This window comes from Rhodococcus mengyinensis (assembly GCF_048381435.1).
GTDB classification, from domain to species: Bacteria; Actinomycetota; Actinomycetes; order Mycobacteriales; family Mycobacteriaceae; genus Rhodococcus_F; species Rhodococcus_F opacus_D.
Genome location: NZ_JBLWIT010000091.1, coordinates 166,207 through 187,995, shown reverse-complemented (window position 1 = coordinate 187,995; position 21,789 = coordinate 166,207). Strand labels below are relative to the sequence as shown.

19 protein-coding genes and 1 pseudogene are annotated in these 21,789 nt (G+C 68.0%); 9 read left to right on the top strand and 11 right to left on the bottom strand.

The window, feature by feature from the left end:
- From ACNJ7E_RS17645 to ACNJ7E_RS17625, 5 genes are all read right to left on the bottom strand, one after another.
- Positions 1–1,565 (bottom strand): acyl-CoA carboxylase subunit beta (locus ACNJ7E_RS17645; protein ID WP_418340557.1); only part of this gene is annotated, 1,565 nt, incomplete at its 3' end.
- 168 nt (positions 1,566–1,733) lie between these two features.
- Complete coding sequence (locus tag ACNJ7E_RS17640) at positions 1,734–2,123, bottom strand: DUF5313 family protein (RefSeq protein ID WP_005257629.1); 390 nt, start codon at positions 2,121–2,123, stop codon at positions 1,734–1,736.
- Between the two features lie 71 nt (positions 2,124–2,194).
- A complete protein-coding gene (locus ACNJ7E_RS17635) occupies positions 2,195–2,956 on the bottom strand; it encodes a MerR family transcriptional regulator (RefSeq protein WP_280782874.1) in 762 nt (253 codons plus the stop codon).
- 39 nt (positions 2,957–2,995) lie between these two features.
- Positions 2,996–4,846, bottom strand: a complete 1,851-nt coding sequence (locus ACNJ7E_RS17630; protein ID WP_418340556.1) for an AMP-dependent synthetase/ligase — start codon at positions 4,844–4,846, stop codon at positions 2,996–2,998.
- 50 nt (positions 4,847–4,896) lie between these two features.
- A complete protein-coding gene (locus tag ACNJ7E_RS17625) occupies positions 4,897–6,207 on the bottom strand; it encodes an MFS transporter (RefSeq protein WP_283353097.1) in 1,311 nt (436 codons plus the stop codon).
- A gap of 71 nt (positions 6,208–6,278) precedes the next feature.
- Between ACNJ7E_RS17625 and ACNJ7E_RS17620 the strand changes: the two genes are divergently transcribed.
- Positions 6,279–7,271 (top strand): GlxA family transcriptional regulator, encoded by a 993-nt coding sequence (locus ACNJ7E_RS17620; RefSeq protein WP_418340555.1) that lies wholly within the window; start codon positions 6,279–6,281, stop codon positions 7,269–7,271.
- Here the strand turns inward: ACNJ7E_RS17620 and ACNJ7E_RS17615 are convergent.
- Together ACNJ7E_RS17615 and ACNJ7E_RS17610 are read right to left on the bottom strand one after the other, a co-directional pair.
- A complete protein-coding gene (locus tag ACNJ7E_RS17615) occupies positions 7,249–8,649 on the bottom strand; it encodes a hypothetical protein (protein WP_418340554.1) in 1,401 nt (466 codons plus the stop codon). The genes ACNJ7E_RS17620 and ACNJ7E_RS17615 overlap by 23 nt on opposite strands.
- 6 nt (positions 8,650–8,655) lie before the next feature.
- On the bottom strand, positions 8,656–9,054 hold the full coding sequence (locus tag ACNJ7E_RS17610) for a DUF7144 family membrane protein (RefSeq protein ID WP_105414911.1): 399 nt from the start codon (positions 9,052–9,054) through the stop codon (positions 8,656–8,658).
- Between the two features lie 165 nt (positions 9,055–9,219).
- Between ACNJ7E_RS17610 and ACNJ7E_RS17605 the strand changes: the two genes are divergently transcribed.
- Positions 9,220–9,627 carry a DUF7144 family membrane protein gene (locus ACNJ7E_RS17605; protein WP_283335809.1) on the top strand — a complete coding sequence of 136 codons (408 nt, stop codon included), beginning with the start codon at positions 9,220–9,222 and terminating at the stop codon, positions 9,625–9,627.
- Positions 9,628–9,653: 26 nt separating this feature from the next.
- Here ACNJ7E_RS17605 and ACNJ7E_RS17600 read toward each other — a convergent pair whose 3' ends face one another.
- A complete protein-coding gene (locus ACNJ7E_RS17600; protein ID WP_418340553.1) occupies positions 9,654–10,262 on the bottom strand; it encodes a potassium channel family protein in 609 nt (202 codons plus the stop codon).
- Between the two features lie 103 nt (positions 10,263–10,365).
- A complete protein-coding gene (locus ACNJ7E_RS17595; RefSeq protein ID WP_280782867.1) occupies positions 10,366–11,148 on the bottom strand; it encodes an MBL fold metallo-hydrolase in 783 nt (260 codons plus the stop codon).
- A 34-nt stretch (positions 11,149–11,182) separates the two neighbouring features.
- Between ACNJ7E_RS17595 and ACNJ7E_RS17590 the strand changes: the two genes are divergently transcribed.
- Positions 11,183–13,213 (top strand): alkaline phosphatase family protein, encoded by a 2,031-nt coding sequence (locus ACNJ7E_RS17590; RefSeq protein ID WP_418340560.1) that lies wholly within the window; start codon positions 11,183–11,185, stop codon positions 13,211–13,213.
- Between the two features lie 130 nt (positions 13,214–13,343).
- Positions 13,344–14,693, top strand: coding sequence for a diacylglycerol/lipid kinase family protein (locus tag ACNJ7E_RS17585; RefSeq protein WP_280782866.1), 1,350 nt, complete (start codon positions 13,344–13,346; stop codon positions 14,691–14,693).
- A gap of 4 nt (positions 14,694–14,697) precedes the next feature.
- Here the strand turns inward: ACNJ7E_RS17585 and ACNJ7E_RS17580 are convergent, their stop codons facing one another.
- Positions 14,698–16,413, bottom strand: coding sequence for a SulP family inorganic anion transporter (locus ACNJ7E_RS17580; protein ID WP_280782865.1), 1,716 nt, complete (start codon positions 16,411–16,413; stop codon positions 14,698–14,700).
- A gap of 92 nt (positions 16,414–16,505) precedes the next feature.
- Positions 16,506–16,904: a DUF7144 family membrane protein gene (locus ACNJ7E_RS17575; protein ID WP_280782864.1), complete on the bottom strand. Its 399-nt coding sequence runs from the start codon at positions 16,902–16,904 to the stop codon at positions 16,506–16,508.
- Between the two features lie 216 nt (positions 16,905–17,120).
- On the opposite strand from ACNJ7E_RS17575, the gene ACNJ7E_RS17570 reads away from it, so the two are divergent.
- The 5 genes and pseudogenes from ACNJ7E_RS17570 (at position 17,121) to ACNJ7E_RS17550 (ending at position 21,737) form a co-directional block, all read left to right on the top strand.
- Positions 17,121–17,348: a three-helix bundle dimerization domain-containing protein gene (locus ACNJ7E_RS17570; RefSeq protein WP_280782863.1), complete on the top strand. Its 228-nt coding sequence runs from the start codon at positions 17,121–17,123 to the stop codon at positions 17,346–17,348.
- A gap of 116 nt (positions 17,349–17,464) precedes the next feature.
- Positions 17,465–17,725: pseudogene (locus ACNJ7E_RS17565) on the top strand (DUF6325 family protein); the annotation flags it as partial.
- Between the two features lie 63 nt (positions 17,726–17,788).
- Positions 17,789–18,166, top strand: coding sequence for an SHOCT domain-containing protein (locus ACNJ7E_RS17560; protein ID WP_280782862.1), 378 nt, complete (start codon positions 17,789–17,791; stop codon positions 18,164–18,166).
- Positions 18,167–18,721: 555 nt separating this feature from the next.
- A complete protein-coding gene (locus ACNJ7E_RS17555) occupies positions 18,722–21,421 on the top strand; it encodes a winged helix-turn-helix domain-containing protein (protein WP_418340552.1) in 2,700 nt (899 codons plus the stop codon).
- A 91-nt stretch (positions 21,422–21,512) separates the two neighbouring features.
- Positions 21,513–21,737 carry a DUF8691 family protein gene (locus ACNJ7E_RS17550; protein ID WP_418340551.1) on the top strand — a complete coding sequence of 75 codons (225 nt, stop codon included), beginning with the start codon at positions 21,513–21,515 and terminating at the stop codon, positions 21,735–21,737.
- The last annotated feature ends 52 nt before the right edge of the window (positions 21,738–21,789 follow it).

The following is a 21,789-nucleotide window of genomic DNA, read 5'->3' as shown; positions in this document are numbered from 1 at the left end:
AGGCGCAGGGCGGCCACGATCTGTCCGCGGGTGTGGGACGGGGGGATGACGGCGTCGACGTAGCCGCGTTCGGCGGCGACGTACGGGTTGACGAGGGTGTCTTCGTATTCCTGTTGCAGTTGCAGGCGCAGGGCGTCGACGTCGTCGCCGTTCTTGGCGGCCTCGAGGAGGCGTTTGCGGTAGACGAAGCCGACGGCGCCGGAGGCGCCCATGACGGCGATCTGGGCGGTGGGCCAGGCGAGGTTGACGTCGGCGCCCATGTGCTTGGAGCCCATCACGTCGTAGGCGCCGCCGTAGGCCTTGCGGGTGATGACGGTGATCTTCCCGACGGTGGCCTCGCCGTAGGCGTAGAGCAGTTTCGCGCCGCGGCGGATGATGCCGTTGTATTCCTGGTCGGTGCCGGGCAGGAAGCCGGGGACGTCGACGAGGGTGATGATGGGGACGTTGAACGCGTCGCAGGTGCGCACGAAGCGGGCGGCTTTTTCGGAGGCGTCGATGTCGAGGCAGCCGGCGAACACGGTGGGCTGGTTGGCGACGATCCCGACGCTACGGCCGTCGACGCGGCCGAAGCCGACGACGATGTTGCCGGCGCGTTCGGCCTGGACCTCGAGGAATTCGTCGTCGTCGAGGATGCGGCGGATGACCTCGTGCATGTCGTAGGGCTGGTTCGCCGAGTCCGGGATGAGGGTGTCGAGTTCGAGGTCCTCGGCGGTGAGGGAGTCGTCGATGGATCCGGTGATCGGGTCGGTGGGCAGCATCCGGGGGGCCGCGGCCTGATTGTTGCTGGGCAGGTAGGACAGCAGGTCCTTGACGTAGTCGAGGGCGTCTTGTTCGCCGGAGGCGACGTAGTGGGCGACGCCGGATTTGACCATGTGGGTGTGCGCGCCACCGAGGTCTTCCATGGTGACGTCTTCGCCGGTGACGGTTTTGATGACGTCGGGGCCGGTGACGAACATCTGGGAGGTCTGGTCGACCATGACGACGAAGTCGGTCAGGGCGGGGGAGTAGACGTGGCCGCCGGCGGCGGGGCCCATGATCAGGGAGATCTGCGGGATCACCCCGGAGGCCTGGACGTTGCGGTGGAAGATTTCGCCGTAGAGGCCGAGGGAGACGACGCCTTCCTGGATGCGGGCGCCGGCGCCTTCGTTGATGCCGATCAGGGGGCGCCCGGTCTTGAGGGCGAGGTCCATGACCTTGACGATTTTTTCGCCGTAGATTTCGCCGAGGGAGCCGCCGAAGACGGTGGCGTCCTGGGAGAACACGCAGACGTCGCGGCCGTCGACGGTGCCGTAGCCGGTGACGACGCCATCGCCGACGGGGCGGTTGTCGGCGAGGCCGAAGTTCACCGAGCGGTGTCGGGCGAGGGCGTCGAGTTCGACGAAGCTGCCGTCGTCGAGCAGGGCGGTGATGCGTTCGCGGGCGGTGAGCTTGCCCTTGGCGTGGACCTTCTCGACCGCGGCTTCACCGCTCGGGTGCTGCGCCTCGGCCTGACGATTACGCAGGTCGGCGAGCTTTCCCGCCGTCGTGTGAATATCGGGCGTGACCGCCGAATCTGTGACTGTCATCTATGACTGCTCTTCCCGTCGAGGCTGTCGGAACCAGCGCTGCACCCTGTGGGGTACGCGGTTCGTGGGATTACCCACTCGGACGCCGCCACTTTAACGCATTACTTATCGATCGTTCACGTGCGCTGCATCACTCTCGCGGCGAGGGTGTGATGCATCACGCTGCTGCTACTGGTCCTCGGTGCGGCCGTGGCGGCGCTCGTAGTCCTCGCGCGTGCGGTCGGCGCGACGCTGCGCCTTCGCATTGAGGAGGTCCGGATCGAGGCCGTGACTGAGCAGACGGTGGCGACGGTAGATGTTCATCAGCGCGACCGCAAAGTAGAGCAGGGGGAGCAGCAGGAGGGCCATCATCGCCAGCGGAATCCAGATCGGACCGGGGATGAAGAGGAACAACGCCAGCACCGCGACGACGGGAAGCATGAAACGGAGGACGTACCGCACCGAGGCTCCCGGCCCGACGAGGTCGTTGCGGACCCAGTCCTGCATCGAATCCGGCAGCGTGCGACCGAACAGATACCCGACGTACTGACTGGGGCTGGGACGCTGCGCATCGGACATGGGTTCAGGATAGTGCTGACGAACGGCCGCGAACTCGACGACGCTGGGTCGTCGAGTTCGCGCTGTTCCCGCTACTGCTGCTCCGCATTCGCGACGATGACGTCCCGGACGTACTGCGCGAGACCGGGAGCGACGTCGTCGTAGTGCCGGCGAAAGCGGTCGTCGGCGAGGTACATCTCGGCGAGGTTCACCTGCATTGCGTAATCGCAGTCGTAGAACCGTTCGATGCCGGCGCGGTGTTCCTCGGCGAGTGCGTTGGCCCGATCGGACCCGGGTTCGACGCCGTCGGCCATCGCCTGCGCGAGCGACGCCTCGAATGCGTCTCCCTCGGCCTTGATTCGCTTCCAGTCCTCCTTGCTCATCTTCGCGGACCGCTGCTGGGACTGCTTCCACGCGTCGGTGTCGCCCCAGCGCTCTTCGGCCTCGGCGGCGTACTCCTCTCCCGGCCAGTTGTCGCCGAAGATTTCGTTCTGCTCTTCGGGGGTGAGCTGAATGCCCATGCTTCTCGCCTCCATCATCTTCTCCACGGCTGCAGCCATCTCGTGTAAGCGATCGATCCGTTCGCTCAGCAACGCGTGCTGTCGCCGTAGATGCGCGAGGGCATCGACTTCCGGGTCGTCGAGGAGGGCTGCGATCTCCTCGAGGGGGAAACCCAGTTCGCGGTACGTCAGCACGCGGTGCAGACGTTCCACGTCGGCATCCGAATAGCTGCGGTACCCGCCGGGTGTGCGGTCGGACGGTGTCACCAGACCGATCTCGTCGTAGTGGTGCAGAGTGCGCACACTCACTCCGACCAGCCTGGCGACCACGCCGACCGTATGTTTCTCGCTCACGTCCTCTACCGTGCAGCCTGACGTCGCGTGAGGGTCAACTCAGTTGTAGAGATTGTCGAGTTCGTCGGAGAAATTGGTCATCACGACCTTGCGCTTGAGCTTCATGCTCGGTGTGATCTCGCCGTTCTCGACGGTGAGTTCCCGTTCGAGGATGCGGAACTTCTTGATCTGCTCCCACCGGTTCAGTCCGGCGTTGAGTTCCTCGACGTATCCGCCGATCAGGTTGCGGGTTTCCTGGGCGTTCGCGATCTCGGCGAGAGACTTGCCGCCCAGGTCGTGATTCTTTGCCCACTCGCCGATCGATTCGGCGTCGAGGGAGATCAGGGCGACGCAGTACGACTTCCCTTCGCCGTCGACGATGAGCTCACCGACGTACGGACAGATGCCCTTGAACGTGGCTGCCACGGCGGACGGTGCGACGTATTTGCCGTTGGACGTCTTGAACATGTCCTTCTTGCGGTCGGTGATCCGCAGGTAGCCGTTGTCGTCGAGTTCGCCGATGTCGCCGGTGTGGAACCAGCCGTCGTCGGTGAGCGCTTCGGCTGTGGCTTCGGGATTCTCGTGGTATCCGCTCATGACGCCGGGGCCCTTGATGAGGATTTCGCCGTCGTCGCCGATCCGGGTCTCGGTGCCCGGGATGGGCCAGCCGACGGTGCCGAACCGGTACGCCGAGGGGCGGTTGACGAACGACGCGGCGCTGGTCTCGGACAGTCCGTACCCTTCGAGGACGACGATGCCGACGGCGTCGAACCATTGCGCGACATCACGATTGAGGGCTGCGGATCCGGAGATGAAGAACTTGAGGCGGCCGCCGAACCGTTCGCGAATCGTGCTGTACACCAGCCGATCCGCGACGGCGTGCTGGACCGAGTCGAGCAGCGACGGACTCTTGCCCGCCTGCTTGGCCTTCGACACCCTCAGCCCGACGCCGATGGCCCAGTCGAAGATCTTCTCCTTCACCCCACCTTCCTCGCGCACCGTGGAGACGATCCGCGCGTACGCCTTCTCGAAGATGCGGGGTGCCGCGCCCATGAACGTGGGCTTGACCACCGCGAGATTCTCGACGATCTTGTCGACGCGACCGTCGACCGCCGTCGCGAAACCGATCTGCAGCGGCAGGGTGAGCAGGACCTTCCCGAACACGTGGGACAGCGGGAGCCAGAGGTATTGCAGGTCGTCGGCGTCGAGGATGCCGGTGGCGTCGATCGCGGCCACCTCGTACGTCCACGCCGAGTGCGACAGTCGCACACCTTTGGGTCTGCCGGTGGTGCCGGACGTGTAGATGAGGGTGGCGAGGTCGTCGGGGTCGATCGCCTCGATCCGGTCGTGCACGGCGTCGGGTGTCTCGGCGAGCAGTTCTTCGCCGAGGTCGTGTAGCTGGTCGAACGTGATCACCCAGTCGTCGTCTCCGGGGTCGCCGTCGATCAGAACGACCTTCTCGACGTCGCCGAGTTCGCCGCGGTTCTCGCGCAGCTTGGCCAGCTGCGCGTCGTCCTCGGCGAAGACGACGCGGCTGCCGGAGTTGGCGACGATGTAGGCGACGTCGGCGGCCGTGGTGGTGGGATACACCGTGGTGGTGGCGGCGCCGGCGCACATGACGGCCAGGTCGGCGAGCACCCACTCGTAGCGGGTGGCGGACGCGAGCGCCACCCGCTGCTCGGCCTGCACACCGAGGACGATGAGACCGGCCGCGAGGTTGCGCACCCGGTCGCCCGCCTCGGACCAGGTGACACTGGACCACTGCTTCGGGTCCGCCGCGTCGACGTATCGGAACGCTTCGCGGTTGGGTGAGTGGGCCACCCGATCCACGAACAGTGCGGCTACCGACGGAGCCCGATTCTCGATCTTGGAGCGGTCAATGACCTCGTCCGACGCACGCTGAGCTGCCATGTATCGATCTTAGGAACCGGGGCCGCTCGGGGGAGTGGTTTCGGCGCAGGTCAACTCATCTCGGACGTCACCTTGCGGGGTTTCGCGACGATGGCCAGAGACATGACGGCGGCGATCGCGCACAGTCCGCCCGCGACGTAGAACGCGGAGTCGTAGTCGCCGAACTGGTCGCGCACGAGTCCTGCGAGGAACGCCACGATGCCGGCGCCGATCTGGTGCGACGCCAGCACCCAGCCGAACACGATGGGTGCGTCGCTGCCGAAGTGCTTGCGGCACAGTGCAACCGTCGGGGGTACGGTCGCCACCCAGTCGAGTCCGTAGAAGATGACGAACGCGATCATCGGCGGGTGCACGGTGTTCGCGAACAGGATCGGCAGCAGCATCAGCGAGATCCCGCGCAGCAGGTAGTAGATGCCGAGGAGCTTGCGTGAATCGAATCGGTCGGTGAACCACCCCGACGCGATGGTGCCGATCACGTCGAAGATCCCGATCACGGCGAGCAGGCTCGCGGCCGCCGTCACCGGCATACCGTGGTCGTGCGCGGCCGGGACGAAGTGGGTTCCGACGAGTCCGTTGGTGCTCGCCCCGCAGATGGCGAACGTGCCGGCCAGCAGCCAGAACACCCGGGTCCGCGCCGCCGACACCAGCACCGTCACGGCCCGGCCCGCGGCGCCGCCGCGACCGGTCGGGGCGGGTGGTTCGGCGACGTAGTCGGGTCCGGCGCCGTACGGCACCGCTCCGACGTCCGACGGCCGGTTGCGCAGGAACACGAGCACCAGCGGCACGACGGCGAGGGCCGCGAATGACACCGTCAGCGCCACGGTCTGCCAGTTGTAGTGCTCGGCGACCATCGCGAGGATCGGCAGGAACACCAGCTGTCCGGCGGCGCTGCCCGCGGTGAGGATGCCGGTGACCAGGCCGCGGCGGGCGACGAACCACCGGTCGACGACGGTGGCCACGAAGGCGAGTGCCATCGAGCCGGTGCCCAGCCCGACGAGCACGCCCCACAGCAGCACGAGTTGCCAGGTGGCGGTCATGAAGACGGTCAGTCCGCTGCCGGCGGACACCAGGACCAGCGCCGCGGTGACCACCCGCCGCATGCCGAAGCGTTCCATGAGCGCCGCCGCGAACGGCGAGGTCAGCCCGTACAGCACCAGGTTGATCGACACCGCGGAGGAGATGCTGGCACGCGACCAGCCGAAGTCCTCGTGGAGAGGGTCGATCAGGATCGAGGGCGCCGCCCGGAAGCTGGCGGCACCCACGAGGGCGAGGAACGCGACGGCGGCGACCAGCCACGCGTAGTGGAGGCGCGGCGGGGCGGTTCGGGCCGGAGGTGCCGGGGGCGCGATTTCGGACGTCACGACGGTAAGTCTGCGGGACTGGGTCTCGCCGGAACAGTTGCCGGAATGACAACATATGAAAGAATCTGGCCATGGTCGAACGTCATCGTGTGGTCGTACTCGCCCTGGACGGTGTGATCCCGTTCGAACTCGGCATTCCGTCGCGGGTCTTCGGGCGGGCGGAGGACGCCGACGGGAACCCGCTGTACGACGTGCAGACCTGCACGGCGGACGGACGGCCCGTGCGTTCGGACGCCGATTTCTCGGTGTCCGTCGATCACGGGCCCGAGTTGCTGGCCGAGGCCGACACGGTGGTGATCCCGGCGTCCTACGAACTCGGCCCGGCCTACGACGACGGGCATCTGCCTCCGAACCTCGAGGCGGCTCTCGACTTCGTCCGGCCGGGCACGCGCTACGTCTCCATCTGCACCGGCTCCTACATCCTCGCCGCGGCCGGGCTGCTCGACGGACTGCGCGCCACCACGCACTGGCGCAACGCCGAACACTTTCAGCGCACCTATCCGCAGGTCCGGGTCGATCCCGACGTGCTGTTCGTCGACGAGGGGCACATCCTCACCTCGGCAGGCGTCGCCGCCGGACTCGACCTCTGCCTCCACATCGTGCGCCGCGACCACGGCTCCGACGTCGCCAATCGGGTGGCGCGCCGATGCGTCGTTCCACCGTGGCGCGACGGCGGGCAGGCGCAGTACATCGAGCGGCCGATCCCGGAGACCACGGCGGAGTCCACCGCGACCACCCGGGACTGGGCGCTGGATCGGCTGGGTGAGTCGCTGACGCTGAGCCGGATGGCCGCGCACGCGAACATGAGTGTCCGCACGTTCACGCGGCGGTTCGGTGAAGAGGTCGGCACCACCCCGAACCGCTGGGTGATCACCCACCGGGTCGACCGCGCGCGACAACTCCTCGAGACCACCGACCTGTCCGTCGACGTCATCGCCCGCGAGGTCGGTTTCGGGACCGCGGTGTCCCTGCGTCAGCACATGGGCGCCGTGCTCGGCGTCCCCCCGTCGGCGTATCGCAGAACGTTTCGGGGCCAGGCGCTCACGACGAAGGCACCGGCGTAGATCCCGAGTCGTGTCCCGTGGCTGTGCGGGCCGGGCGGATGAGCAGTTCGAGTGCCGCGAGCGCGAGTAGGGCGATGAAGACGATCCACAACACGACCAGTCCGGTGGGGTAGCGCCAGAACATCAGCAGCAGAGCCGCGACGCCGATGATGGTGCAGCGCAGTGGAATTCGGAGTTGGTTGGCCCACCGTTCCACCTCGTTCGGCGGTCGGCCTGCGCCGGACTTGCGGGCGAAGTCCAGTGCCTGCCCGAACCCACGACGGACGGCGGTCGCGGACGACGAGCCGCCGGTGAGGAAGGCGCCGATCGCGATCACCAGACCGAGGACGGCGACCGCACGCAGACTCGTCCGCAGTGGCACCAGAACGGTGTCGATGACCGCTGCCGCCGCGTCGGGCGACAGGATGTCGGGTGGGACGCTGTCGAGGTAGATGGCGCGTCCGACGAGAATCCCGATCGCGAGGATGAGCATTCCCAGGGCGATCGACAGGCCGGCGAGGGAGAGCGCGCGCAGCCGTCGGCCGGTGGGGGCGACGGCGACCGCGGCGGCGGCGCAGGCGATTCCCAGCCACGGCAGGATCGCCGAGGCCTTGTCGAGGGCGTTGACGGCGCGCTGCGCCTTCACCAGCTCGGGGGACTGGAACAGCACGAATTGCTTGTCGACCGCGGGGATCTTGTCGGCGAACGCGAAACCACGCTCGGTCAGCGCGGCCTTCACATTGTCGATGACGGTGCCCAGAGAAATGCTGACGGTGCCGCTCTGGTCGACCTCCACCGAGCTGAGACCGTAGTTGCCCGTCATCACCGCCACGAGTGCGTTGTGCGCCGAACGGTTCGCCTGGATCCAGAGGTCTTCGAACTGCTGGGACTGCACGAGTGAGCTGACGGTGTCGTGGACGAAGTTCTTTGCCTGGCTGGTGATCACCGGTGCGAGGCCGACCACGGCCGCGTCCAGTCGGGGAGCGTTCGCAGCGACATTCGAGACGTCGGTCAGCGCCTCGAGTGCGTCCTTGGTGAGCCCTTCGACGTCGACTCGGGTGAAGATCTCGTCGGTGATCTGGTTCGTGATGTCCGCTTGGAGGGCCGGATTCGAACCCAGCGGGGTCACCGTGCTCACGTAGCGGTCGGTGTCGAGGATCTGACTTCTCGTGAAGCGTGCGGTGACCGACGCGAGTGCGAGAACGGCGACCAGGACCAGCAGAATCGTGACGGCCGTCCAACGCAATCCGTTCCGGGGTGGGTGGGCGACCGGTTCTGCCGGAACACCTGCGGCGGCGCCCGCGGCCTGTCCGCGCAGCGTCGCCACCTCGTCGCGCAACCGGAGGAGTTCGGCGCGTTCGTCCTTGTCCAGTGAGCCGGTGCTCGTGCCGTCTTCCATTGCGGATCAGATCACTTCGGGATTCCAGGTGGCGACCGCCCAGATCACGACGGCGTTCAGCGCGATGATCGTGATCGCCCACCCGGGGTAGTAGGGCAACCACAGGAAGTTGACGAAGATCGACAGGGCGCACAGCACCATCGCGCCGACACGCGCCCAGGTAGCCCCCGTGAACAGTGCCGCACCGACGGCCGCGACGATCACGCCGAGCACGAGATGGATCCAGCCCCAGGTAGTGACGTCGAATTGGTAGGTGTACTCGATGCCGACGACGATCACGTCGTCCTTGGCTACCGCGGAGATCCCCTGGAGGAACTCGAGCACGCCGACGGTGACGAGAAGAACCGCCCCGCCCATCGACGTTCCCTTTGCCACACCTTGCTTGACCAGCGATTCATCGGACATGACCGTTCCTCTTTCGTCACCGTACGAAATGAACTGGCGAAAGTAAGTATCCTCCGCCGGATCACCCCTTGTCAGGAAGATGCCCGGACGGGTGCGTATTGACCTCGCTCGACGCGGCGACGGAAAATATCTGCAGGCCAAGGTTTGTCCGGAAAGGGGATCGCGATGTCCGACGAGTCGTTGGTCAAGCAGGGGGTCGCTGCCGCAACGTCCATGGTGGCAGCGATAGTTTTGCTCACTATCGGAATTCTCCATGTGCTGTCGGGCATCTCGGCGCTCATGAAGGACGACCTCGTCGTGGCGGGCGCCGAGTACATCTACCAGTTCGACACGACCGCGTGGGGCTGGATTCACCTGGTGCTCGGTGTGATCGTTGCGGCCGTCGGTGTCATGTTGTTCACCGGGGCGACGTGGGCCCGCGTCGGCGCCATGGTGATCTGTGCGCTCTCGCTCCTCGCCAATTTTCTGTGGCTGCCCCACTACCCGTGGTGGTCGGTCGTCATGATCGTGCTGGACGTGTTCGTGATCTGGGCTGTCGCGACATGGAAGCCGGGCTATGAGGAGCGGCTCTAGGTCGCGAACCCGTCGAGTACCGGTCGTCAGGGCCCCGCCGGGTCACGGGCGATCCCGGGCTTTCGCCGCCAGCGAACCGACGCGGTCAGCACCCGGATGCCCAACGAGATCAGGATCAGGTTGCCGATGAGTTGTGCCGACACCACCGCCCGCGCGGTCTCCGTGGTGGCCACGATGTCACCGAATCCGACTGTGGTGAATACCGTCAGGGTGAAGTAGAGGGCGTCGAGGCGGGTCAACACTTCGCTGAAGTTGCCCTGGCCCGAGTGCGAGAGCAGAAAGTACGTCGTCGCGTAGCCGACGAGGTAGACCCCCACAGTGACGGCCAACGCCTCGACCGCCTGCACGACCGGGTATTCGGCACGCAGCACCCTGCGGATCTGCCAGACGTACACCGCGCAGACCACAGCGAGACCACCGACCACCAGGGACACGGTGCGCAGGTTGTCGACCGTGGTGAAGGGCAGCAGGAAATATGCGCCCACCAGCACTACCGTGGCGCACACCGGGCGCAGGATCGCCGGAACCAGCACACGCGCCCGCGCATGGCGGGAGAGACTTCGCACGCCGTCCTCGTCCATCGACACCGCCCAGCTCACCACCTTGTCGGCGATGGTGCGACTTGAAATTGCCACCTCCAGTTTCCGCCGATCGAGGAGCCGACCAGAGCGCTTTGGCCGTCTTCGCGCCTCGGAGCGCACCCACACGTCGATCGACACGGTTTCGGAGCAACCGAATTCACACCCCGAGTTCGCCACCCGGGTGCAACTCCACCGCAACGACACCCGCCCTCTCGGCGTGGTGGACGAATTCCGCGCCCGGACCGAAGAACAACCGGGGGCGCACGGCGTCAAGGCCGATCGGCCACAGTGTTCCGTAGTGGATCGGCACCGCCAGGCCCGCCTCCACCAGGCGTGCGACGACCGCGGCGCGAGTCGGGTCGAGGTGACCCTTCCCGAGGGTAGGACCCCAGCCCCCGACGGGTAGCAGCGCGAGATCGACAGGGCCGACGTGGTCGGCGAGGTCCGGGTACAGGTCGGTGTCGCCGGCAAAGTAGCTCCGCCGGCCACCCTCGACGACGTACCCGACCGCGGGCGCGATCTGCGGGCCGCGCCGCCAGCGCCTGCCGTCGTGTCGGGCGGGCACGGCGCGCACGGTGACATTGCCGATTCGTGTCTCGTCGCCCGGCCGCAGCAACACCAGGCGGTCGGCGAACTGTCGCAGCGCCGGCAGGCCGTCGACCGCCCGCCACGGGGCCACGATCGGGACGTCCGGATCGAGCAGCCGCAGCGACGGCAGGTGCGTGTGGTCGGCGTGCAGGTGCGAGAGCAGGACTGCGTCCGGGTTGCGCACGTGCGGCCCGATCGGTGCGGGCCCTCGGCGGCGTCGTAGGTGCGCGACGTGGTCGGTCAGCACCGGATCGGTCAGGACGACCGTCCCGCGGTCCACGATCAGCGCGCTGGAATGTCCGAGCCAGCGCACACCGGGTGCGGCGGCAACCGGACCCGGCGTTGCGCTCACACCCTTACGATTCCAGATGACGAAAGGCGGTGCGATGCGCACGGTGGGCGGCGTGGTGCGGGTGCTCGTCGAATTCTTCGTGCTGTGGGGGTCGTCGGCGCTCGCGATCATCGTGCTCGACCGCATCCTCCGCGGCATCCTCCTGGACCAGTCGAGCTTCGCTCCGATCCCGACGCTCCCGGCCGCGCTGGTGCTCGCGCTGGTGTTCGGCCTGCTCAACGCCGCGCTGTGGCCGGTGATGATGCGGTGCATGTCGTGGATCGGCCCGGTGCTGCTGTTCGTCGGGGTGTTCCTCGCCGGCGGTGTGATCATGCTGTTGACGCTGTACCTGGTACCAGTCGCGTCGGTGGACCAGCCGCGCGATGCGTTCTACCTCGCGGCGCTGCTTTCGCTGTTCACCTCCGTGATTTCGGGCGCGATCGCGTCCCGCTCCGATACCGCCTACCGACTGATGCAGGTGCGCCGACAGCGGTTCCGCTTGCGTCGCAACGCCGCGCTCGTGGACGCGTCCCCGGGGCTGTTGTGTATCCAGATCGACGGCCTCGGTTACGACGTGCTGCGTCGCGCGATCGCCGACGGCGTGACGCCCGGGCTGGCGAAGTTGGTGCGCGAGACCCACCAGCTGGTGCCGTGGCACACCGACTGGAGCAGTCAGACGGGTGCGACCCAGCTGGGCGTGCTGCACGGTTCCAACCACAACGTGCCGGCGTTTCGCTGGTACGACAAGACGACCGAGCACATTTCGGTGTTCAGCAACCCGGCCGACAACGAGCAGCGCGAACTCGAACGCACGGACATTCGTGGCCTGCTGGCGCACGACGGTGCGAGCCGCGGCAACCTGTTCACCGGCGGCGCGCACGACAACGTGCTCGTCGTCAGCCGCATGCGCGGTGCCCGCCTCGGCGGCGGTGCCGGCTACAGCGACTATTTCGCGGATCCGGCGAGCGCGCTGCGCACGTTCATCCGGATGGTCGCGGAACTGCAACGGGAACTGCGCCAGTCACTGCGGCAGAAGCGGAAGGACATCCAGCCGCGGGTGCCGCGGGGTGGGGTCTATCCGTTTGTGCGGGCGTTCGCGACCGTGCTCGCCACCGACGTCGCCGCCGCCGCGGTGGTCGGCGATCTGATCAAGGGGCGCAGTGTCGTCTACGTCGACCTGATCGGCTATGACGAGGTGTCGCACCACTCCGGCATTTCCCGGCCCGAGACCCTCGCGGTGCTGACCAAACTCGACGACGTCATCGAGATGCTGCTCGCCGTGGTAGGGCAGGCCGATCGGCCCTACCGCGTCGTCGTGTTGTCCGATCACGGGCAGAGTCAGGGCGCGACCTTCCTGCAGCGCTACGGGGAAACCCTGGGGCAGTTGGTCATCCGTCTTGCCGCACAGCGCGAACCGGCCGCGGTGCAGCGCCGCTGGTACGAGCGCGAATCCGACGCCTCCCGACAGCCCGGGGCGGAGGGGCGCGGCTACGCGGCGGCCAGCGTGCACTCGCCGACGGCCGGCGAGGAGGCGCAAGCCTCCACGGGTGAGCCGATCGTGCTCGGCTCGGGCAATCTCGGCCTGATCTACTTCCCGCACCTGCCCGGACGCGCCGATGTCGGTGCCATCGAGGCTGCCCATCCCGGGCTGCTCCTCGGGCTGCGCGAGCATCCCGGGGTCGGCTTCCTGCTCGTTGCCGCCCCGGGCGGGTCCGTGGTGCTCGGGCCCCACGGCCAGGTCGACGTGACGACCGGCGAGGTCACCGGTGAGAACCCGCTCGCGGTGATGGGCCCCGACGCGCTGGCGAAGGTGCGACGCACCGACACCTTCGACAACGTCGCCGACATCATGGTCGGCGGCGCGTACTGGCCCGAGACCGACGAGGTCGCGGCGTTCGAGGAGCAGGTCGGCTCGCACGGCGGCATGGGCGGACCGCAGAGCACCCCGTTTCTCATCTACCCCGCCGACCTGCCCGCACCGCCCGACCCACTGCACGGCGCCGAGGCCGTGCACAGGGTGCTCGCCGGATGGCGGGACCTCTCGACGGGATCGCGCGCAGGCAACCTATCGGGAACTGGCGCTTGACGGCTGGCGAAGACCCGCAGCCCAAGACGTGCAATGTGCTGCGCTCGCCTCCGCGCACGGCGGAGGATGGAATACGACGGGAAGTCGGACCGTCGCGAGGAAGTACGCGCCGCCGGTGAGGGGCAGTCACGTGAACAGATCAGGCACCGCCGATACCGGCGACAGTGGCCGGCGCTGGTGGGCCCGTGTGGCGTTCGTGCTCGCCGTCGGTGCGGCGGCGGTGCCCGTGCTGTTCGCCGGGGTGCTGGGCACCGTGGCGTTGCTCATCGTGGGGACCGGTGGCGTCGTGGTCACGGTGGCGGCGTTGTACTGGTTCCTCACCCGGCGCGGAGTGTTCAGGTGGATCTCCCTGGGAGTGGCGATCGTCGCGCCGATCGTCGTGCTGACACTGTTCGTCCGCGCGCACCTGCTGTGGGTGGTGCTGCTCTCGTATGGCCTCGCTGTGCTGGCCGTCGTCTGCGCTCGCGCCGCTTTGCGTGGCAGACGTGCGGAGACGACCATGCCCGAATACCCTGCCCCGCCCGCGCAGCACCCGTTCCTGATCATGAATCCGCATTCCGGTGGCGGGAAGGTCACGAAATTCGACCTGAAGCGCAGAGCCGAGGAGCTGGGCGCCGACGTCGAGCTGCTCGAAGGGCCGGCCACCATCGACGTCACCGCACTGGCCCGGCGGGCGGTCGCGCAAGGGGCCGATCTGCTGGGGGTGGCGGGCGGAGACGGAACCCAGGCTCTCGTGGCGGCGGTCGCGGCGGAACACCACCTGCCGTTCCTCGTGATCAGTGCCGGAACCCGCAACCACTTCGCGATGGATCTCGGACTCGACCGCACCGATCCCACCCGATCGCTGGACGCACTCCGGGACGGTGTCGAGCTGCGTGTCGACCTCGGCACCATCAACGGCCGACCCTTCGTCAACAACGCGTCGTTCGGGGTCTACGCCGAAATCGTCCGCAGTCCCGCCTACCGCGACGACAAGGCCGCAACAGTGCTGACGCTGCTTCCCGATCTGCTCACCGGGCACGCGGGGCCTCGATTGGTCGCGCGGATCGGTGAGACGGCCGTGGAGGGACCGCAGGCGGTCCTGGTGAGCAACAATCCCTACGGCAACAGTGATCTGGCCGGTCTGAGCCGCCGGGACCGTCTCGATCGCGGCGTCCTCGGCGCGGTCACCGTGTCGGTGGCGAACACCCGGCAGGCGGTCGGTCTGCTGCGTCGCACCAATGTTCACGGTTTGACGCAGGAAACGGCGATCGAGGTGGTTGTGGACGCCGACACCCCGGAGATCCCCGTGGGAGTCGACGGCGAATCACTCATGCTCCGCACTCCGGTGCGGTGCACCATCGAACCGGACGCCCTGCGGGTGCGGGTGCCCAGGACGAGGCCCGGGGTGCGTCCGGCTGCGCCTGCATTCGACTGGGTGCGACTGTGGCGGGCGGCGCACGGCACTCGCACTGCGACAGGGGCGGCGCCCCGCGGTTGAGGGTTCAGCCGCCGGAAGGATCTCCGGTGTGGTCGGCTCGACTGTGAAATGCGGTGACAGCGGACTCGATGGTCGGATAGAAGTGCGACGAATCGAACCTGTCGCCCACCCCGAACCGGATGAGCCGATCCTTGATCGGGCCCTTCATCTCCGCGAACACCAACCGGATCTCTTTCCCTTCGAGATACGTGTCGAGGTCGACGAGTTCGTCGACGGCGGTGGTGTCGAGACCGGTGATCGGCTCGGACGCCACGACCACCCACTCGACCGGGGTCGGCGCGGCCGCCACCACCGAGCGCACGTATTCGTCGAAGATCTCGCCGTTGGCGAAGAAGAGGGGAGCGTCGAAGCGCACCAGCACCAGTCCGGGGATGCGGAGGCCGCCGGGGTGGCGTTGGACGTCGTGGAAGCCGGGGCGGTCGGGCGTCCGGACGAGTTCCGTGCGGTACGGCTGCCACGCCTGCGCGACCACCGCGACGAAGGACAACCCGATCGCGACGAGGATTCCCTGCAGCACGCCCACCAAGGCCACCCCGAGGAATGCAGCGACGGCGAGCCCGAACTCCACGGTGCTCATGCGCCACATCCGGACCATTCCACCGACATCGACCAGCGCGGTGGCGGCGACGATCACCACGGCCCCGAGTGTCGCGTCGGGGAGGTACGTGGTGACCCCGGGGGCGACGAGGACGAAGACCAGCACGGCGAGTGCTCCGACGACGCATGCCAGTTGGGTGCGGGCGCCGCTCTGTTCGGCCACCGGGGTCCGCGACCCGCTGGCGGAGACGGGGAACCCGCCGAACAGTCCGCCGGCGATGTTGGCCACGCCGACCGCCTTCATCTCCGTGCTGCCGTTCACGTCTTCACCGTGCCGGGCGGCGAACGTGCGGGACAGCACCCCCGTGTCGGCGAACGCGATCAGGGCGATACCGGCCGCGGGGCCGACGAGGTTCCCCACGTCCCCCCAGTCGACACCGCCGAACGACGGCAGCGGCAGGCCGGCGGGTAGGGCGCCGACCATCCCGATGTCGTCGGTGAGTCCGAGTGCCGCAGACAGGATGATCGCGCCGACCACGGCCACGAGGACACCGGGGATGCGGGGCAACCAGATGCGGAATCCGACGATGACGGCGAGGGAACCGATGCCCACGGCGGCGGCGGCGGGGTCGATGTTGCCCTGAATCACGGACTGTCCGATCTCCCCGATCTCTTTGATGAGGCCGGGCGCGTCGACGGAGAATCCGAGCAGCTTGGGCAGTTGGCCGACGACGACGATGAGCGCTATCGCATTGAGGTAGCCGAGCCGGATTGGCTTCGACAGCAGTTCGGTCACGAAGCCGAGATGCAGGAATCCGCCGACGAGGAGAATGAGGCCGACGAGGACGCCGAGGACGCCGGCGAGGGCGAGCGCGCTCTCCGGGTCGTCGGCGACGGCGAGCGGCAGGACCGCCGCGGCGATGAGCGGTGCCAGCGACGAGTCCGGGCCGAGCACGAGGATTTTCGACGGTCCCACCAGGGCATACGCGAGGAGCGGGATGATCGTCGCGTAGAGGCCGGCGTAGGCGGGCAACCCGGCGGCCTCCGCGTACCCCATCCCGGCGGGAATGAGCAGGGCGGTGAGGACGAGTCCGGCGGTGACGTCGGGGCGTAACCACTCCCGGCGGTATGCCCGCGCCGTCGCGATCCCGGGTAACCGGCCGAGGCTTCCTGTCCAGGACATGGTCGGGTCTCAGCGTGCGCGCAGGGGGTCGACGGGGGCGGTTGTCGTTGTCGCTGTCTTTCCCACGGCTTCTACCCCCGGCTGCCGGTTGCTCAGACCCGATCCGGATTCCAGGTCGACACGGCCCAGATCACCACGACGTCGAGTGCGATGATGAGCACCGACCACCACGGGTAGTACGGAAGCCACAGGAAGTTGGCGAGTATGGAGACGGCCGCGATCACGATCGCGGACACTCGCGCCCATCCCGCGCCGGTGAACAGCGCGAGGCCGACACCTGCGACGAGTACACCCAGCACGATGTGGATCCATCCCCAAGTGGTCAGGTCGAACTTGTAGATGTAGTTCAGCCCCGCCACGAATACTTCGTTCTCGGCAACCGCGGCGATTCCTTGGAAGAGGTGGATGATGCCCACGGTCACCATGATGATGGCCGCCCCGATCGAAGTGCCTGCCGCGATGCCCTGCTTGACCGACGTTGTCTCGGACATGACCGTCCCTTCCCTTACCGCGAGCCGGGCGGCCCGGTACCTCCATTGTCCGCCGTTTCACCTGGTGGTAGTCGGGAAATTGTACTTCCGGGCATACTCCGGATATTGGATTCATCCCAGACTCAGGGATTTTCATGTCCATGACACCGAACCGAGGTGTTCAAGAGGCCGTTTCGTGTCTTGACGGTGGTTTCACAGCGGGACGACGATGAGTCGATGGCCGGCGATGACGAATTGCTTCAGATCGAGCGGGTCATCGAACGCCTGTCCATTCGGTATACGGCCGTCTCGCCCGTGGACGTCGAGCACATCGTGCGCACCGTTCACAAGCGCCTCGCGGAGTGCAGGATCCGTGATTTCGTACCCCTCCTCGTCGAGAAGGCGGCACGCCGTGAACTGGCGGACCGTGCAGCGGCCGAAGCGACAGGTGGCCTTGTGCTCTAGTCGCCGCGCTCTCCGAGGGTGAATACTGATGAAGAAGCTGTGTGTGTGGCTGTCGCTGCTGTCTTCACAAGAGAGGTCTCGCAGTGAACGACACCGATTTCGACGAACTCGGGCCCATCGAGGACCTCGGGCTCGAGGGCGGCGTGGACGTGACGCTGTTCGCCGAGGCGGCGACGCGTCTGATCGACCGAACAGACCTCGAGGAGGCGGCTACCGTCCTGGCCCCCGGGTGCTCCGGAGCGGTCCTCGTCTACGAGAACTGCTGGGCCGCACCGATCGCCTCCGCCCTCAGGCGCGAGGACGCGCAACTGGTGGCCTCCGGGCGAATCCCGGTCCAGGGCATTCTGGCGGCGCTCGACGCGCTCGACACCAATTGAGATTCGAGGAGGCCGGAATCCTGGCCTTCTGATCGGAAACACCAAGTGGACGGAGCGTCGAAAATGGAAGGTTTCTGGGAGTTCTTCTGGTTCATCTTCGTCTGTTTCGCCTTCGCGGCCTACTTGTCCGTGTTGTTCTCGATCATCACCGACCTGTTCCGGGACCGCGAGATGTCGGGGTGGGTGAAGGCGATCTGGATCCTCTTGCTGTTCGTCATTCCCTTCCTGTCGGCACTGGTGTACGTGATCGCCCGTGGCGACGGCATGGCGAAGCGGTCGATGGCCGCCGCTCATCAGGTCAAGCAGGCCCAGGACTCCTACATCCGTGACGTCGCCGGGAAGTCTCCGGCTCAGCAGATCACGGACGCCAAGGCGCTCCTCGATTCCGGCGCGATCACCGACGCCGAGTTCCAGGTGATCAAGACGAAGACACTGGCGTAGCGCCGGTCGGCGGACGGCCGAGCGGAGGAGCGGTTACAGTGCTGCGCGCGAGTAGGTCGCACCGATGATTGTGCAGCGTAGAGGAACTCGCAGCTCGCGGTGGCACTCGCTGTTCTGGGGGTTCGAGTTCACCAACCCGCCGCCACTGAACCGGACGGCTCGACCGGCGACCCGGCGAAATCGAACTTGCACCCTGCCCCCTCGTAACCGGATACATTCTCAGTCCCGCAACAGGTTTGCTCGGCTATCGGATTCCGACGTGGGCTCGGCCTCGGCCGGCCTCAGCCGTCGGGGGCCGGGCGGTCAGCTTTCTTCGCGGCGACGGTGGCTCGTCTGGTGATGGCGCGTCTGACGGTGCCATGCCAGATCGCCGAGCCGACGGCAGGACAAATACGGTGCGAGGTCGGGCAGTCTCACCTGTGGTCTGGTTTCAGTCTTCGCAGCCCGGCCGCTGGTCGCATCCACCGAAACGGGTGACGACCTGGGAAGCGTCGGAGTTCAATTGGAGGGGTCGAGTGATCACCCAGAATCGCCTCTGACGGACGCCGGTGCCCCATGCAGAACCCTGCAATGCCCGATCCCGCGGTTCCCGATCGCAGGGGTCCCGGTTCCCTCGACCCGCAGCACCCGCGCCGCCCTGCTTATTCGGGTGACCCGCTGCTCGCGGCCCGGTTCGCGGTCCCGGCGGCCCCGAAGATCTTCGTCCGCCGGCAGGGGCTGCTCGACCGGCTGACCACCGGGACGGGTGGGCCGGTGACGCTCGTCGCCGGACCGGCCGGCGCCGGCAAGACGGTGCTCGCCGCCCAGTGGGCCCGCGAGCACACGGCGCTCCCACTCCCGGTATGGCTGACCGTGGAACCCGGCGACGCCCCGGGACTGTTCTGGGCCTATGTGCTCGAGGCGCTGCACCGGGGCGGGGTACTGCCGGTCGAGGTCGGGCGGCCGGCGCGGGCCGAGCAGGTCGACCACTCACTGCTGGTGCGCCTCGCCGACGCGTTGGCCGCCTCCCGGCAGCCGGCGATTCTGGTACTCGACCAGTTCGATGCGGTGTCCGCACCCGAGATCGCCGCCGGCCTGCACTTCGTCGTCACGCACGCAGCCGGCGTGCTGCGGCTCGTGCTCACCACCCGGACCGAGCCTCTGCTGCCGTTGCACCGCTACCGGGCGCACGGCGATATCACCGAGATCCGCAACGCCGACCTGATGTTCACCCCCGCGGAGGTCGAACTGTTGCTGCGCTCGCACGGGCTGGAGATCTCGCGGGCGGGTGTTGCACTGCTGGCCGAACGCACCGCCGGCTGGGCCGCCGGGCTGCGCCTGTCCGCGTTGGCGATGCTGCGCAGCGCCGACCCGGAGGCGTTTATCGGCGCATTCGCCGCCGACCGCACCACGATCGCCGACTACCTCCTCTCGGAGGTGCTCGCCGCACAGCCGCCCGCGGCGCAGGAGCTGCTGCTGTGTGCCTGCATCACCGACCGGATCCACCCCGAACTGGCGGACCTGCTCACTGGCCGTGGCGACGGGGACTGGACCCTGGCATGCCTCGCCCGCAACCACGCCTTCCTCGACCGCGTCGACGGATCGGCCTGGTACCGGCTGCATCCGCTGTTCGCCGAGGTGCTCCGCGCGCACCTCTCCCAGCGGTACCCCGGCCTCGAACCCCACCTGCGCGCCCAGGCGGCGCGCTGGTTCGCCGACACCGGGCGCGTCGCCGATGCCGTCACACAGGCCGCCGCCGCCGGTGACTGGCAGTTCGCCGCCGGTCAGCTGGTCGACAACCGTGCGGTCGGCTGGCTCCTCACCGGACTCGACACCGCACGACTCGCTCACGCGTTCGCCGCGATGCCGGCGGACCTGCCCGGCGCGGCTCCGGCGCTGGTGGACGCCGCCCTCCGACTCGCCGATGAAGACCTGACCGGTTGCACGGCCGCGCTGACCCGGGCCGATGAGTTCCTGCGCGCCGGGCCCGCGGCCCCGGCACCCCAGCTGGTCCGTTCGATGGTCGGGGTGCTCGCGGGACGGGCCGCCGGCGATCTGGCGGCCACCCGGCAGGCGGCAACCACCGCCGACCGGCTGCTCCACACGGTGCCGCAGCCCCTGCGCGGGCAACACCCCGAGATCCCCGCGATGGTGCTGGGCGGGCTCGGCTCGGCCGAACTCGGCGCCGGCCATCTCGACCGCGCCGAACAGATACTCACCGACGCGGTCACCGCGAGCGAGCAAACCGGAACCGAACAGCCGCTGCGGGATTCGCTGGGCTCCCTCGCCCTGGTCGAGCTGCTGCGGGGACGTCTGAGACAAGCCCTGGCACACTCGCGCCGAGCGCTCGCCGTCGCCGAGCGCTCGGCGGTGCCGCCGGACGACCTGGTCCGGCTCAGTCACCTCGTCCTGGCCGGAGTCGCGGCCGAACACGACGACCGCGTGGCCGCCCACACCCATCTCGACCTGGCAATCGAGCCCGGATCCCGGCCCGACCCCATGACGACGGCCACGGCCGCCGTCATCTGCTCCCGGCTTGCCACCGCCGACGGTGATTGGCGCGGCGCCCTCGAGATCCTGCGCACCGCGGAAACAGCTCTGGTCCACCCCCCGCCGCGGTGGGCGGCGGATGAATTGGTCATCGCCGCATCCTGCGCCCACCTCGCGCACGCCGACACCCGGGCGGCCCTCGATGTCCTCGACGCCGCACCCTCCGGCCGTCCGGAGCACGCCGTGGCACGGGCCCGGGTACAGCTCGCCACCGGTCACGACAACGCCCGCGCGCTGGAAGTCCTCGCGGACGTGCCGGCGGGCACATCGGTCCCGACCCGGGTGCAGGCGTGCCTGCTGCGGTCCCAGGCCGCTGCCGACGACGGGCACACCGACCAGGCCCGCCGACTGCTCCAGCAGGCGCTCGGCCTCGCCCGCCCGCAAAAGTTGCGGCGGGTCTTCGTCGAGAGCGGGCCCTGGGTGCACCACTGGCTCCGGCAGAATCCGCAACGGGCGAACGGACACGACTGGTTGCCCACCCCCCTCCGCCCTGATCCGCTCCCGGCCGGCGACCCGGCACTGCCCGCCGTGATCGAGCCCCCGACCCCACGAGAACTCGACGTGCTGCGCCAGGTCGCGGCGATGCTGACCACCGAGGAGATCGCGGCCGAATTGTCGATCTCGACCAACACCGTCAAGACGCACCTGCTGCGCATCTACCGCAAGCTCGGCGTCACGCGCCGCCGCGAGGCCGTCCACCGCGCCCGCGACCTCGGGATTCTGTAGCGGCGGGTCGCCCATACCGGGTGATCCCAACAGGCCCGGGCGGGGCAGATGATGAGGACAACTCGCCTTCGGCTCCGAGAATCGAGCTCACATGCGTTACGAATTCCGTGTCGCCGGCGTCGTGTCGCAGGCACTGACCGACGCCTTCCCCGAACTCGACCACGTCCGCATGCCCGATCAAACCCTGTTCTTCGGCGACGTGACCGACGAAGCCCACCTGTACGGGCTGCTCAACCGCTTCCAAAATCTCGGCCTGCAGGTCCTCGAGATGCGGCAGCTACCCGCCTCACGTGCCGGCCCACCCCCGGACGAATGAGCGTCTTTCGACACCGAACCTGCTCGCGCCCCGCCCGCCACAACGCATTCAC

What these genes read in the sequence shown, in the direction of transcription:
- ACNJ7E_RS17580 (WP_280782865.1), bottom strand. Translation starts at nt 16,413, where the DNA reads ATGTCCTGGACAGGAAGCCTCGGCCGGTTACCCGGGATCGCGACGGCG.
- ACNJ7E_RS17620 (WP_418340555.1), top strand. Translation starts at nt 6,279, where the DNA reads ATGGTCGAACGTCATCGTGTGGTCGTACTCGCCCTGGACGGTGTGATC.
- ACNJ7E_RS17640 (WP_005257629.1), bottom strand. Translation starts at nt 2,123, where the DNA reads ATGTCCGATGCGCAGCGTCCCAGCCCCAGTCAGTACGTCGGGTATCTG.
- ACNJ7E_RS17590 (WP_418340560.1), top strand. Translation starts at nt 11,183, where the DNA reads ATGCGCACGGTGGGCGGCGTGGTGCGGGTGCTCGTCGAATTCTTCGTG.
- ACNJ7E_RS17555 (WP_418340552.1), top strand. Translation starts at nt 18,722, where the DNA reads ATGCAGAACCCTGCAATGCCCGATCCCGCGGTTCCCGATCGCAGGGGT.
- ACNJ7E_RS17615 (WP_418340554.1), bottom strand. Translation starts at nt 8,649, where the DNA reads ATGGAAGACGGCACGAGCACCGGCTCACTGGACAAGGACGAACGCGCC.
- ACNJ7E_RS17605 (WP_283335809.1), top strand. Translation starts at nt 9,220, where the DNA reads ATGTCCGACGAGTCGTTGGTCAAGCAGGGGGTCGCTGCCGCAACGTCC.
- ACNJ7E_RS17610 (WP_105414911.1), bottom strand. Translation starts at nt 9,054, where the DNA reads ATGTCCGATGAATCGCTGGTCAAGCAAGGTGTGGCAAAGGGAACGTCG.
- ACNJ7E_RS17570 (WP_280782863.1), top strand. Translation starts at nt 17,121, where the DNA reads ATGGCCGGCGATGACGAATTGCTTCAGATCGAGCGGGTCATCGAACGC.
- ACNJ7E_RS17630 (WP_418340556.1), bottom strand. Translation starts at nt 4,846, where the DNA reads ATGGCAGCTCAGCGTGCGTCGGACGAGGTCATTGACCGCTCCAAGATC.
- ACNJ7E_RS17560 (WP_280782862.1), top strand. Translation starts at nt 17,789, where the DNA reads ATGGAAGGTTTCTGGGAGTTCTTCTGGTTCATCTTCGTCTGTTTCGCC.
- ACNJ7E_RS17575 (WP_280782864.1), bottom strand. Translation starts at nt 16,904, where the DNA reads ATGTCCGAGACAACGTCGGTCAAGCAGGGCATCGCGGCAGGCACTTCG.
- ACNJ7E_RS17550 (WP_418340551.1), top strand. Translation starts at nt 21,513, where the DNA reads ATGCGTTACGAATTCCGTGTCGCCGGCGTCGTGTCGCAGGCACTGACC.